General features: G+C 70.2%; 9 protein-coding genes. All 9 read left to right on the top strand.

Annotated features, from left to right (window positions below; translation table 11 throughout):
* The first annotated feature begins 194 nt into the window (after window positions 1-194).
* The 9 genes from sucC to LY12_RS19705 all read left to right on the top strand — a co-directional run bounded on the left by sucC (window position 195) and on the right by LY12_RS19705 (window position 14133).
* Window positions 195-1361 carry an ADP-forming succinate--CoA ligase subunit beta gene (gene sucC / locus LY12_RS19665; RefSeq protein WP_253858789.1) on the top strand — a complete coding sequence of 389 codons (1167 nt, stop codon included), beginning with the start codon at window positions 195-197 and terminating at the stop codon, window positions 1359-1361.
* A gap of 5 nt (window positions 1362-1366) precedes the next feature.
* Window positions 1367-2254 carry a succinate--CoA ligase subunit alpha gene (gene sucD / locus LY12_RS19670; RefSeq protein ID WP_253858790.1) on the top strand — a complete coding sequence of 296 codons (888 nt, stop codon included), beginning with the start codon at window positions 1367-1369 and terminating at the stop codon, window positions 2252-2254.
* Between the two features lie 433 nt (window positions 2255-2687).
* Window positions 2688-3515 carry a DUF5336 domain-containing protein gene (locus LY12_RS19675; RefSeq protein WP_253858791.1) on the top strand — a complete coding sequence of 276 codons (828 nt, stop codon included), beginning with the start codon at window positions 2688-2690 and terminating at the stop codon, window positions 3513-3515.
* 224 nt (window positions 3516-3739) lie between these two features.
* Window positions 3740-5581 (top strand): cell division protein PerM, encoded by a 1842-nt coding sequence (locus LY12_RS19680; RefSeq protein WP_253858792.1) that lies wholly within the window; start codon window positions 3740-3742, stop codon window positions 5579-5581.
* Between the two features lie 124 nt (window positions 5582-5705).
* Window positions 5706-6323, top strand: coding sequence for a phosphoribosylglycinamide formyltransferase (purN, locus tag LY12_RS19685; RefSeq protein WP_253858793.1), 618 nt, complete (start codon window positions 5706-5708; stop codon window positions 6321-6323).
* Window positions 6320-7891, top strand: coding sequence for a bifunctional phosphoribosylaminoimidazolecarboxamide formyltransferase/IMP cyclohydrolase (gene purH, locus LY12_RS19690; protein ID WP_253858794.1), 1572 nt, complete (start codon window positions 6320-6322; stop codon window positions 7889-7891). Before purN ends, purH begins: the two co-directional genes overlap by 4 nt.
* Before the next feature lie 634 nt (window positions 7892-8525).
* Window positions 8526-12635, top strand: coding sequence for a Pls/PosA family non-ribosomal peptide synthetase (locus tag LY12_RS19695; RefSeq protein ID WP_301302826.1), 4110 nt, complete (start codon window positions 8526-8528; stop codon window positions 12633-12635).
* Window positions 12635-13348, top strand: a complete 714-nt coding sequence (locus LY12_RS19700) for a BPL-N domain-containing protein (RefSeq protein WP_253858796.1) — start codon at window positions 12635-12637, stop codon at window positions 13346-13348. The genes LY12_RS19695 and LY12_RS19700 overlap by 1 nt, the downstream gene beginning before the upstream one ends.
* Window positions 13345-14133, top strand: coding sequence for a dimethylarginine dimethylaminohydrolase family protein (locus LY12_RS19705; protein WP_253858797.1), 789 nt, complete (start codon window positions 13345-13347; stop codon window positions 14131-14133). The genes LY12_RS19700 and LY12_RS19705 overlap by 4 nt, the downstream gene beginning before the upstream one ends.

The following is a 14133-nucleotide window of genomic DNA, read 5'->3' on the forward strand; positions in this document are numbered from 1 at the left end:
CGGAAGGCGATCTGTGCCACATTCCCCAGCTCAGAGGTGGTTCGGTGACCGAGTTCACCAGAGGTGGCCGCGGCGCGTCCCGGGCGGCTCGATAGGGTCGTTCACGTCCGGCAGCACGGTTTGAAAAGCAGTGCCTTGCAAACCAGGCGTCTTTTGCAAACCAGAGTGGCGTGTGTCGTCAGGAGACTGAAGTAGTGGACCTCTACGAATATCAGGCGAAGGACATCTTCGCCGCCCACGGCGTGCCGGTACTGCCCGGCGCCGTGGCGAGCACCCCGGAAGAAGCACAGGCCGCGGCCGAGAAGATCGGCGGGCAGGTCGTCGTCAAGTCGCAGGTGAAGACCGGCGGCCGCGGTAAGGCGGGCGGCGTCAAGCTGGCCGAGAACTCCGCGGAGGCGAAGGAGAAGGCCGAGGCCATCCTCGGTCTGGACATCAAGGGTCACATCACGCGGCGGGTGTTGGTGACCGAGGCGTCGGACATCTCCGAGGAGTACTACTTCTCGTTCCTGCTCGACCGCGCCAACCGCACCTTCCTCGCGATGGCCTCGGCCGAGGGCGGCGTGGAGATCGAACAGCTCGCCGTCGAGCGCCCCGACGCGCTCGCGCGAGTGGCGATCGACCCGCTGGAAGGCGTCGACAAGGCGAAGGCTCTCGACATCCTCACCCAGGGCAAGTTCCCGGAGGCCGTCAAGGACGAGGCCGCCGACGTCGTCGTCAAGCTGTGGGAGACCTTCGTGGCCGAGGACGCCACGCTGGTCGAGATCAACCCGCTGGTGCGCGACCCGCAGGACAAGATCGTCGCCCTCGACGGCAAGGTGACCCTCGACGGGAACGCCGACTTCCGGCACCCGGCCCACGAGGAGCTCGTCGACAAGGATGCCGAGGACCCGCTCGAGGCCAAGGCCAAGGCGAAGGACCTCAACTACGTCAAGCTCGACGGCCAGGTCGGCATCATCGGTAACGGTGCCGGTCTCGTCATGTCGACCCTCGACGTCGTCGCCTACGCGGGCGAGAACCACGGCGGCGTGAAGCCGGCGAACTTCCTCGACATCGGCGGCGGCGCCTCGGCCGAGGTCATGGCCGCCGGTCTGGACGTCATCCTCGGTGACCCCGACGTCAAGAGCGTGTTCGTCAACGTCTTCGGCGGCATCACCGCCTGCGACGCGGTCGCGAGCGGCATCGTCGAGGCGCTGAAGATCCTGGGCGACGACGCGACCAAGCCCCTCGTCGTGCGACTGGACGGCAACAACGTCGAGGAAGGCCGCCGCATCCTCAACGAGGCCAACCACCCGCTGGTCACGCAGGTGGACACCATGGACAACGCGGCGGACAAGGCCGCCGAGCTGGCGGCAGGAGCGTAAGAGACATGTCGATCTTCCTCGATTCCAGCAGCAAGGTCATCGTCCAGGGCATCACCGGGTCCGAGGGCACCAAGCACGCGACCAAGATGATCGCCGCGGGCACGAACATCGTCGGCGGTGTCAACGCACGCAAGGCCGGCCAGACGGTCACGATCGCCGAGAAGGAGCTGAGTGTCTTCGGCTCGGTCGGCGAGGCCATGAAGGAGACGGGCGCCGACGTCAGCGTCATCTTCGTGCCGCCGAAATTCGCCAAGGACGCGGTCATCGAGGCCATCGACGCCGAGATCGGCCTCGCCGTCGTCATCACCGAGGGCATCCCGGTGCACGACGCGGCCTACTTCTGGGCGCACGCCAAGTCGAAGGGCAACAAGACCCGCATCATCGGGCCGAACTGCCCGGGCATCATCTCGCCGTCGCAGTCCAACGCGGGCATCATCCCGGCGAACATCACCGGCCCCGGCAAGATCGGCCTGGTGTCGAAGTCCGGCACGCTGACGTACCAGATGATGTACGAACTGCGTGACATCGGCTTCTCCACCTGCGTCGGCATCGGCGGTGACCCGATCATCGGCACCACGCACATCGACGCGCTCGAGGCGTTCCAGGCCGACCCGGAGACCGACGTCATCGTGATGATCGGCGAGATCGGCGGTGACGCCGAGGAGCGCGCGGCCGAGTACATCAAGGCCAACGTCACGAAGCCGGTCGTCGGCTACGTCGCCGGTTTCACCGCGCCCGAGGGCAAGACGATGGGCCACGCCGGCGCCATCGTGTCCGGCTCCGCGGGCACGGCGCAGGCCAAGAAGGAAGCGCTCGAGGCGGCAGGCGTGAAGGTCGGCAAGACGCCGACCGAGACCGCCGACCTGGCGCGGGAGCTGTACAAGGCGCTGTGAGCGCACGCGCCTCCGAGTTCCACGGCTCCGCGGCTCGGCGGTTGACCGGGCGCCGGTGAGGCCGTGAGGCCGATCCCGCCACGCGGCGAGGCGGAGCCGGGGTTCTCCGGAACGTCGACGAGGGACCGGGCACTTTCGTGCTCGGTCCCTCGTTGTATGTCGGGAAAGGTGCGGTGTGTCGGGGGACAGGTGTGCGGTGCCGGTCGGCCGGTGCGTCGTCGGTGACGCCGTCGGCGAGCTGTCGTCGATCAGCCGGCGCCGGCATGAAACCGGACGGGCGAATCAGCCGTCTAACCACAAACGTCTCAGGCCGGTGCGCTAACGTCCGTGCTGTGGCCGTCGGCATGGCGCGGCCGCGTATCCCCGGGTCATACACGGCGGGTGAGACCGATCCGCCGTGCTCGCGAGCAGAATCACGACAGGAGAACAACGGATGAGCTTCCCGAGCGGCGGCCCCGGCACGGGTGGATTCCCCGGCCAGGGCCCGCAGCAGCCGCAACAACAGTTCCCGGGACCGCCCGCGCCGCCCGCAGGCGGCGGGGGCATGAAGATCAGCCTGCCGCAGATTCTCTTCCTCGCGACGGCGGGCCTCGGCCTGCTGAACCTGTTCCTCGGCTTCGCGAACTTCGGCGTGCCCGAGGCTCCGGAAGGGGCTCCGGAGGGTTACGACCCGGGCCCGGGCATCGGCTTCTACGAGAACGCGCCGCTGGCGTGGCTGCCGATGATGTTCTTCCTCAGCGGTCTCGCTGCGTTGCTGACGCTCCTGCCGGGTGAGCACAAGCCCGGACCGTGGCCCGCCGTCCTCGCGGTCGGAGTGTTCTTCCCGTTCCTGTTCATCACGTTCGCCAGCGAGGGTTCGTACGGCGCCGGCGCGGTCATGATCCTGATCTTCGGCATCGTCCAGGCGCTGGTGGCCGTCGCGGCGTACCTGTTCGAGGAGAACATCATCAAGCCGCCGCAGCCGAAGCCCGCCGGTCAGTTCGGTCAGCAGCCCGGTCAGTTCGGCCAGCAGGGCCAGGGCGGCTTCGGCCAGCAGGGTCCGCAGTCCGGTGCGTTCCAGCAGCAGGGCCAGCCCGGTCAGCAGGGACAGCCGGGTCAGGTGGGCCAGCCGGGTCAGCCGCCGCAGCCGGTGAACCCGCATCAGCAGCCGACGGCCTACGCCTCGCAGCAGGGCCAGTTCTTCCAGCCCCAGGAGACCGGTCAGCAGCCGCAGGGTGGCCAGCAGGGCCAGCCCGGTCAGGGTCCGCAGCAGGGGAGCTGACCCGCACGCATTCTTCCCGCGGCGAACGCCCACGGCCGGACACCGGTCGTGGGCGTTCGTCGTTCCTGTGCCTGCCGTTCCTGTGCCCGTCGTTCCTGAGTCCGGCGTTGCGGTGTTCGGCGCTGTTGTGGGCTCGTTGTCACTGCGACCCGGTCGGGCGAACGTGATTCTCGTCAGGTTCCCTCGCGCGGCGTGGCGTTCCGTGCGGCCCAGGGTCGTTTGCGATGGTCGAGGGCATGAGCCTGCTCGCCTCGACCTTCCGTTCCGCGTCCGCGGACGGCGAGCCGGTATCCCGTTCCACGTGGATACGGGCACTGGCGATGGCCGCGTTGGCCCCGATCGTCACCGGTCTGCTGGCCACGGCCGCGCTGTTGACGCTGATTCTCGCGATCGCCACGTCGTCGCATTTCTCCACCGGGGCAGTGCTGTCTGCGACGGGGCCGGTCTGGCTCGCCGCGTACCAGGTGCCGCTGGAGATCGACGGGCTGCCGCTCGGGGTGCTGCCGCTGCTGCCGACACTGCTGGTGTGCGTGTTGATCGCACGGGCGGCATCCGGTGCGGCCCAGCGGCTGGGTTGTTCGACGCCGGATCGCGCGCCCCTGCTGATCGGTGCCGTGGCCGGTACGCACGCCGTGGTGGGCGGCATCGCCGGAATCCTCGCCGGTGACGCATTCATCACCGTCGACGTGCTGACGGCCGTGTTCGTGCCCGCGCTGGTGTCCGGGCTCGGGGCGGCCGTGGGCGTCGCGAAGCCGTGCGGTCTGACGGCCGCTGCGCGCCGCTACCTCGATCCGCTCGCCGTGGCCGGGCTGCGTGCGGGCGCGTTGGGACTGGCGGGGCTCGTCGCGGCGGGCGCGGCGACGTTGCTGTTGGCCACGGCCCTGTCGGCCTCGACGGTGGCGGCCCTGTCCGCCGAGCTGGCGCCGGGCGCGGGCAGCGCGACAGGGTTGTGGCTGGTGTCGTTGGGCTACGTGCCCAACGCGGTGATCATGGCGATGGGTTTCGCGACCGGGCCCGGGTTGCAGCTCGGTGGCGTCGAGATCGGCCCGTTGTCGTTCAGTGGGGGCGGCGTACCCCCGTTCCCGCTACTCGGTGCGCTGCCGGACGAGCAGGCACTGTGGTGGCCGGTGCTGATGCTGCTGCCCGCTGCGGTCGGCGCGGGCGTCGGCTGGTGGCTGCGGACATGCCATGACGACCCGGTGGCACGGTTGCGGACCGTCGGCGTCGCGGGCGCGCTGGTCGGCTTCGGCACGGTCGTCGCGGGTTTCCTCGCAGGCGGGAGCCTCGCGGCGGGTCCGTTCGACCCGGTGGGGATACCACTCGGCTTCGTGTCGATCACGGCGTTCCTGTGGATCGCGGTGCCGGGCGGGCTCGTCGCCTGGTTCGCGGGCCCGCGCCCCGCGGCCGCCGAGGACGACACGGACGCCGAGGACACCGACACCGACACCGACGTCGATGCCGACGCCGATACCGACGAGGACACCGACACCGACGCCGCGACGGATGAGGCCGACGACGCCGACTCCGACACCGGCGAAGACTCTGATGCCGGTGAAGACTCCGACAGCGACGAAGACGCCTCCGATGCGAGGGAATCCGACGCCGGCGACGAAGCCGAGGAGCCGACCGGCGACGCCTCCGACACCGGCGACGTCGACGATGCCGAGAACAGCGACGACCTCGACGACCAGAGCGAATTCGCCGACCCCGCCGGCACTGTCGACGTGGACGACGAGACGGCCGACGCCGAGGGTGCCGCCGCAGGCCGAGTGGGCAGCGCCGACCCGACAGCCGGTCGTGAGCGTGCCGAACCCGGCGGCGAACCCGTTGCCGAACCCGACGACGAGCTCGACCTGCCCGGCGACCCCGCCGGACCCGACGACGGGACGAACGATCGACCCGGTGCCGGAGTGGACCGCCGGGACGGCGACAGCGACGGCGACGACGATAGCGACAGCGACGACGACAACACCGCTGACGACGACACCGCTGACGACGACCCCGGCGGTCCGGACGACCCCGGCGATTCCGGCGGTTCGCGTGGCTCGGGAGCTCCGAAGGTGTGACCGGCGCCCCTCGGCCGCGCCCTCGCCGTGACGGCCGAACCCCCGGCGTTAGGGTGGGGTCACCAGGTCATGCGATGTGCGCGGTCGTGCACCACCGGCGAGGAGAAGCGTTCTGGTTACCAGGTTGGAGTTGCCGGCACCGGCGAAACTGGTCGTTCTCGCCTCGGGATCCGGCAGCCTGTTGCAGGCCGTGCTCGACGCGACCGCGGAACCGTCGTTCCCCGCCACCGTCGTGGCCGTGGGCACCGACCGCAAGGACGTCGAAGCGCTCGAGCGGGCCGAACGGTCCGGGATCCCGCGGTTCACGGTCCGCACCGCAGACCATTCCGATCGCGCCGCGTGGGACGCGGCGCTGACCGAGGCCGTGTCGGCGCACGAGCCCGATCTGGTCGTCTCGGCCGGGTTCATGAAACTGCTCGGGCCCGCGTTCCTGGCGGCGTTCCCGAACCGGGTCATCAACACGCATCCGGCGCTGCTGCCCGCGTTCCCCGGCATGCACGCGGTCGCCGATGCGCTCGCACTGGGGGTCAAGGTCACCGGGTCGACGGTGCATTTCGTCGACACCGGCGTCGATACGGGGCCGATCATCGCGCAGGATCCGGTGGTCGTGGAGCCCGACGACGACGAGTCGAGCCTGCACGAGCGGATCAAGGTGACCGAGCGTCGCCTGCTCGTGGAGGTGATCGCGAAGCTGGCCCGTGCGGGGTGCACGGTGGACGGACGAAAGGTGAGGTTGTCGTGAGCGAGCAGACTCCTGGGACCGGGCAGCGCCCGATTCGGCGTGCGCTGATCGGGGTGTCGGACAAGGCGGGCCTGCTCGAACTCGGCACCGGTCTGCACGCCGCCGGAGTGGAGGTCGTGTCGACGGGCGGCACGGCGAGGGTGCTGGCCGACGCGGGCGTGCCGGTGACGAGGGTCGAGGAGGTCACCGGGTTCCCCGAGTCGTTCGACGGCCGGGTCAAGACGCTGCACCCGCGGGTCCACGCCGGTCTGCTGGCCGACCGCGGCAACGCCGAGCACGAGTCGCAGCTGGCGACGCTGGACATCGCCCCGTTCGACCTGCTCGTGGTGAACCTGTATCCGTTCGAGCAGACGGTCGCCTCGGGCGCGAGCCCGGCCGACTGTGTCGAGAACATCGACATCGGCGGCCCCGCGATGGTGCGGGCCGCCGCGAAGAACCACGGCAGCGTGGGCGTCGTCGTCGACCCGTCGCACTACGAGTGGGTGCTGGAGCGGGTGCGCGCGGGCGGGTTCACGCTCGACGAACGCAGGCGGCTGGCCGCGGGGGCGTACGCGCACACGGCGTCGTACGACACGGCGGTGGCGTCCTGGTTCGCGAGCTCGTACGCACCGGCGGACGATTCGGGGTACGCCGATTTCGTGGGCGCCACGTGGGAGCGCGGCGACGTGCTCCGGTACGGCGAGAACCCGCACCAGACCGCCGCGATGTACCGTCGCGCGGGTGAACCCGGCATCGCCCACTCCGAGCAGCTGCACGGCAAGGCCATGTCGTACAACAACTACGTCGACACCGATGCGGCCCGCCGTGCCGCCGCGGACTTCGACGAACCCGCCGTGGCGATCATCAAGCACGCCAACCCGTGCGGCATCGCGCTGGGCGACGACATCGCCGAGGCGCACCGGAACGCGCACGCGTGCGATCCGGTGTCGGCGTTCGGCGGGGTGATCGCGGCGAACCGGCCGGTGTCGCTCGCGATGGCCGAACAGATCGCGGACGTGTTCACGGAGGTCGTGCTGGCCCCGGCGTTCGACGACGACGCACTAGAGGTGCTGACCCGGAAGAAGAACGTCCGCCTGCTGACGCTGCCCGACCCGGCGGCGACTCCGGTGGAGCTGCGGCCCATCTCGGGCGGCATGCTGATGCAGAGCGCGGACCGGATCGACGCCGAGGGCGACGACCCTGCCGACTGGACCCTCGCGACCGGCACTCCCGCAGACGAACGCACCCTCGCGGACCTGCGGTTCGCCTGGCGGTCGATCCGGGCTGTGAAGTCGAACGCGATCCTGCTCGCCCACGACCGCGCGACCGTCGGTGTCGGTATGGGCCAGGTCAACCGGGTCGACTCCTCGCGACTGGCGGTGCAACGTGCCGGGGAGCGGGCGCAGGGCTCGGTCGCCGCATCGGATGCGTTCTTCCCGTTCCCCGACGGTCTGCAGGTGCTGCTGGACGCGGGCGTGCGCGCGGTCGTGCAGCCCGGTGGCTCGGTGCGGGACGCCGAGGTCGTCGCTGCGGCCGAGGCGGCCGGGGTCACGCTGTATCTCACGGGTACACGCCACTTCGCCCACTGAGCCGGTTCCGCTTCCTCCGCCCCGGCGCCGCGATGTGGAGCCGGGGCGGAGGTGTGTCAGCCACCGATGCCCGAGCCGTCGCCGACGGTCCGCAGGCGGTTCCGATCACCTGCTGTCCCCTACACGGGGGATTCGCAGACGTGCGAGCCGGAGGTGCCGAAGCCCCTCCGGGGTGGTGACCCGCTCCCGAATCGCGAAACCGGGCGGATACGCAGCTCGCGCGCTGCGGGCGGCCGCCGGGTTGTCAAGAATCTCCCCGAGTCGCCGGCGCGGGCCGGCGAAAATTCTCGACAGTGCTGTCGCCGGCGTTCGTGTGGTCGGCCTACGATTCTGCCCTCGGAATCCGTAATCGCGCCATCACCGTATGTGCGGCGTGCGACCGGACGGTTTTAACCGAACATGCGGGCAATCGGGTTCAGGCCTTGCGGTGCTTCTTGCCCGTGGTCTTCCGGTTGTGGTCGGGGTTTTCCGGGTCGCATAGTCCTGCCTGTCGCCGGTAACGCGTGACGGCGGGACTGCGAAACGATCCGGCAGAAGGGATTCCAACTGGGTCGATGATCATATCCAAATGCCGTCACTTCGTGGCAGCTGACCGCTGATTCATCCGGTTTCACGGATTCGATCACAACTGCGAATGCGAGATCGGCGAACCGGGCGGGGGGAGGCTGTCCCGTCGCGCAAGCGGAGGGATTCAATAATCGTGTCCGATGTAACTGCCGGTGTTCCTGTCAACCGGCGAGAGTGTTCGAATCAGGCATCCGTTCCGGCTCAACGCGGGTCGGCCGGGGCCGTGTGGCCACGGCTGCATCAGTTCTTCGAGGCCACCGCCGACCACATGCCGGACCGGGTGGCCGTTGTGGACGGACCGGTCGAGGCCACGTACCGGCAACTCGACGTCCGTGCCAATCAGCTGGCCCACGACCTGCGGGAACGCGGTATCGGAACGGGAAGCCGGGTCGGCGTGTGGCTCGATCGTTCGGTCGACGCCTACACCGGCGTGCTCGGGGTGCTGAAGGCCGGTGCCGCCTTCGTGCCGATCGATCCTGCGGCACCGCCGGAACGGGTCGCCTACATCGCCGACGACGCCGACCTCGCGCTGCTGATCACCTCGTCGGCGCTGGCGGCGACGTGCACGCTCCCCGGTCGTCCGGTGCTGGCGATCGACCGCGCGGGAAACGAGCTCGACGCACAACCCGAATCCCGGGTCGAGATCGGCGACGACGAACGTGGCAGCACCGCGGCCTACGTGATGTACACGTCCGGTTCCACGGGGCGGCCGAAGGGCGTCGAGATCGCGCAGTCGAGCATCTGCAACTTCATCGCCGTGGTCCCCAGCGTCTACGACGTGCGTCCCACCGACCGCGTGTACCAGGGGATGACACTGTCGTTCGACTTCTCGATCGAAGAGCTCTGGCCGACCTGGGCCGTCGGCGCGACGCTCGTGGTCGGTCCCACGGACTCTGGCCGGTTCGGCGAGGAACTGGCGGACTTCCTCGACGAATCGGGCGTCACGGTGCTGTACTGCGTGCCCACGCTGCTTGCCACGATCGAGCGGGAACTGCCCACCGTGCGGACCGTCCTGGTCGGCGGTGAGGACTGCCCCGCGGAACTGGTCGAACGCTGGAGCACGCCGGACCGGCGCATGCTGAACACCTACGGGCCGACCGAGACCACGGTGACGGCCCTGTGGAGTGAACTGGTGCCGGGTCGGGCGGTGACCGTCGGCAGGCCGCTGCCGACCTACAGCGCGGCGCTGCTCGACGAGGACCTGCACGAGGTGCCGAGCGGCGAGGTCGGCGAGATCTGCATCGGCGGGCCGGGCGTGGCCACGGGATACGTGGGGATGCCGGAGCAGACGGCGGAGCGGTTCGTGCCGCACGAGCTCGCGCCCGCGGGCGGCAGGCTCTACCGCACCGGGGATCTGGGACGGATCACCTCCGACGGCGAGATCGAATACCTCGGCCGTGCCGATGCCGAGGTGAAGGTGCGCGGACACCGGGTCGACCTCGGCGAGGTCGAGAGCCTGCTGCTCGAGGACCCGGAGGTGGCGGCCGCCGCCGTGGCGTTGTCGGGCAACGGAACGCGGGAGCTCGCAGCGTATGTGACGCTGCGGCGGGGCAGCGGCGAGAACGGCGCGTCGCCGGAGCTGGCGGCGCGGCTGCGGCACGCGTTGCAGCACCGGCTGCCGGACTACATGGTTCCGGCGTCGCTGGACGTGCTGGCCACGCTGCCGACGATGCCGAGCGGCAAGGTCGACCGTCCCAGCCTGCCCCCACCCGGCGGCACGAGGCTCCGGGCGGGGGGAAACGCGATCGTCGCGCCCGCCACCGAGCTCGAGCGGCAGGTCACCGCGGTGTGGTCGGAGGCGCTGGACGTCCCGGCCGATCAGCTGTCGGCGGACGCGGATTTCTTCACCGACCTGGGCGGGCATTCGCTGCTGGCGGCACGCACCGTGTCGTTGCTGCGGGAACGCGGTGTCGGTGACGGTCCCGCGGTGCGTGACCTCTACACGTATCCGACGATCCGTGCCCTCGCCCACCACCTCGGTACGCCGCGCGCACCGGGGACGACGGTGGCCGCCGTGGCGGCGGGCCCGGGGCCGGTGCGCCGCGGGCGACGCCGCGCCGCGACCCTGCTCCGGATCCCGGTGGGTGTCGCGCAGGCGGCGTTCCTGCTGGTGCTGATCGCGCTGGGGGCACTGCCCGTGGCATTGGTCTACGCCTCCTTCGACGGCGCGGTCGCCGTGTCGTCGGCGCTCGGCCCGCTCGCACTGGCCGCGCTCACCTCCTACGTCACGATGCGCTGGGTGTTGCCACCGCTGCTGGTGCGGCTGCTGTCGGCTCGTGTCAGGCCGGGTCGTTACCGGCTGTGGGGCTGGACGTACCTGCGGCTGTGGGCGCTGGACGTGGTGCTGACGATCGCGCCGCTGCCGGTCCTCAGCGGGTCCCCGCTGATGGCGCCGTACCTGCGACTGCTCGGTGCGCAGATCGGTCGCCGCACTCACCTGGGCACCGGAATGGTGTCGCTGCCCTCGCTGCTGTCGATCGCCGACGACGCCACGGTCGGCTACGGCGCGGCACTGCGGCCCTGGATCGTCGAACACGAGTGGGTCGTCGTCGCCCCGGTCACCGTGGGTGAGGAGTCGTTCGTCGGAGCCTCGGCGGTACTCGAACCGGGCGTGCGGGTGCGCGATTACGGCGGGGTCGCCGAGCACACGGTGCTGACGCGGAACCAGCACGTGCCGGAGGGCCGGTGGTGGGGCGGTTCGCCCGCCAAACCCCTCGCCGAGCCGGATCCGGTGGTGTCCACGATCGAGGAGCTGCCCGCGGTGGACGGCTGGAGCCGTTGGGCGTTGGCCCGCAGCGCGGCCTGCCTGGCGATGCTCGAGCTGACGATGATCGCGATGGTGACGCCCGCGATCGTGCTGGTCTGGACCGTGTTGTTGCTCGGCGGAGTGGTCGCAGGCCTCATCGCCGCCGCGTTCACGGGACCGGTGTTCGTCGTGACCGTGTGTGCGCTCGTGGCGGTGCTGCGTCCCCTCGTGTTGCCACGGATCCCGCTGGGGATACATCCGGCGCGGTCGTCGCTGGGTATCCGCAAATGGATGGCCGACTCGCTGTTGGAGATGAGCCTGACCCTGACCAACTCGCTGTACTCGACGCTGTACACGGTGCCGTGGTTGCGCGCGCTGGGAGCGAGGGTCGGTCGCGGGGCGGAGGTGTCCACCATCGCGCACGTCGACCCGGAACTGCTGGTCCTGCGGGACGGGAGTTTCGTGGCCGACATGGCCTCGGTCGGCGCGGCCACCTTCCACCGGGGGTATCTGAACTTCACCCCGACCGAGGTGGGACGGCGTTCGTTCGTCGGCAACGCCGCGTTCGTTCCGGCAGGCACCCAGACCGGCTCGGGATCGCTGATCGGTGTGCTCACCGTCCCGCCCCGTTCCGGCGTGCCCGACGGTTCGTCGTGGCTGGGCGCACCGGCGATCAACCTGCCACGCCGGCAGGACAGCGGCGACTATCCGGAACGTGAGACGTTCCGGCCGCCCAAACGGCGGATCGCCGAACGGCTGGCGATCGAGTTCGTCCGGGTCACCGCGCCCGCCTCGATCCTGGCTGTCGCGCTGTATCTCGTGTTGCTGGTCCTCTCCGAGATCGCGAGCACGACCGGCACGCTGGCCACGGCGGCACTCACGCCGCTGGTGTTCGTGGCGGGGTCGCTGGCCGTGTACCTGACGGTAGTGCTGGCCAAATGGGCCGTCGTCGGGCGGTACCGGCCGCGGCGGGAGCCGTTGTGGAGCCGTTTCGTGCGCCGCACCGAACTCGTCACCGGGCTGTATGAGGCGGCTGCCGTCCCTGCGCTGCTCGGGGTGCTGGCCGGCACGCCCTGGCTGCCGCCCGCGCTGCGGCTGCTGGGTGCGCGGATCGGATGGGGCGCCTGGCTGGGCACGACCTATCTCACCGAGTTCGATCTGGTGCACGTCGGCCGCGGCGCCACCGTAGGCCGCGGCGCATCGTTGCAGACACACCTGTTCGAGGACCGCGTGATGAAGATGTCGCACGTGCGGATCGGCGCGGGCGCGAGTGTCGGCGAACGCTCGGTCGTGCTCTACGACTCCACCGTCGAGGACGGGGCGGCACTCGGGCCGCTGTCACTGGTGATGAAGGGCGAGCAGCTCACGCGGCTCAACCGATGGATCGGAATCCCGGCTCAGAGCGACCCGCTGCCTGCCAAGGAGGCATGATGACCGCGCAGCCCCTCGCGCTGGTGTATCGCGGGCCCGCGAGCCGGCCTGCGGGATGCTCGGAGGCGGTCGCCGAGGTGATCGCCCGCAACCGCCACGGGTTCGACGTCCGCTACGTCGGACCTCGCGAGGGGCTGTCGCTGCGTGACGACGTGCTGGCCGCCGCCACGCTGTACGCCCAGCCGGGCGGCGGAACCCTGCGTCACGGCTACCGCGTGATGAAGAAACACAAGGAGCGGATCCGCGCCTACGTCCGAGAGGGCGGGAACTACCTCGGGTTCTGTCTCGGGGGTTATCTCGCCGGAGCCACGCCGGGTTTCGCGTTGCTGCCCGGAGACACCGACCAGTACATCGCCACCCCCGGAGCGACCGTGACGACGTCCGGGGACACGATCGTCGACGTCCAGTGGGGCCACCGCACGCGCGCCGTGTTCTTCCAGGACGGGCCCGTCTTCCAGCTCACGCATCCGTCCGGTGACGACGGCGGGCACCGAGGGGTCACGATCCTCGCCCGCTACCCCAACCGGCAGATCGCCGCGCTGGTCACGGACTTCGGTGCGGGCCGGGTCGGGGTCGTCGGCCCGCACCCGGAGGCTCCGCCGGAGTGGTACGCCGACGCAGGCGTCCCGTGGCCCGGAAGCACGGCGACGGATCTGGCCGACGATCTGATCGAACAACTGCTGAACCGACGCGTTACCGGAGGAAACGGGTGAATACGCATCTGATGGTCTCGGACGCCGAGCACTTCCGCATCGACTACGAGATCAACCCGTACATGAACACGGAGGACCAGCCGGACACCGGAGCCGCGGTCGCCGAGCACGACGCGATCATCGAGGCCCACCGCAAGGCGGGTCGCACGGTGGAGCGGATGCCCTCGGCGGAGGACTGTCCCGACATGGTGTTCACCGCCAACGCGGCACTCGTGCGCCGTGGCCGTGCCGTGCTCGGGCGCCCGCCCGCGGCACGGGCGAACGAGACGGAGCACTACCGCCGGTGGCTCGAACGTCGCGGGTTCGAGGTGATCGACGCGCCGTACGCGTTCAGCGGCCAGGGTGATGCGTTGCCGTGCGGCGACATCCTGCTCGCCGGGTCGGGTTGGCGCACGGATCCGCGGATGCACGCGTTCCTCGGCGAGCGCCTCGGGTACGACGTCGTGCCGCTGCGCACCGTCGATCGCCGCTGGTACGACCTCGACCTGGCCGTCGCCGTCATCGGCAACCCGCACACGATCGCCTGGTGTCCCGAGGCGCTCGACCGGCCGAGCAGGGAGCGCATCCGGAAACTGGGACTCGAGCTCATCGAGGTGTCCAGGGAGGAGGCCGAACACTTCGCACTCAACCTGATCAGCGACGGCGACACGGTCACCATGACCCGCAGCGCGCCGCGGTTCGCCGCCACGCTCCGGGACCGCGGGCTCCGGGTCGTCGAGTTGCCGACGACGGAACTGGCCAAGGGCGGCGGCGGTGTCCGCTGTACGGCGCTGACTCTCGAATGA

This window comes from Prauserella alba (genome assembly GCF_024171735.1).
GTDB lineage: Bacteria > Actinomycetota > Actinomycetes > Mycobacteriales > Pseudonocardiaceae > Prauserella > Prauserella alba.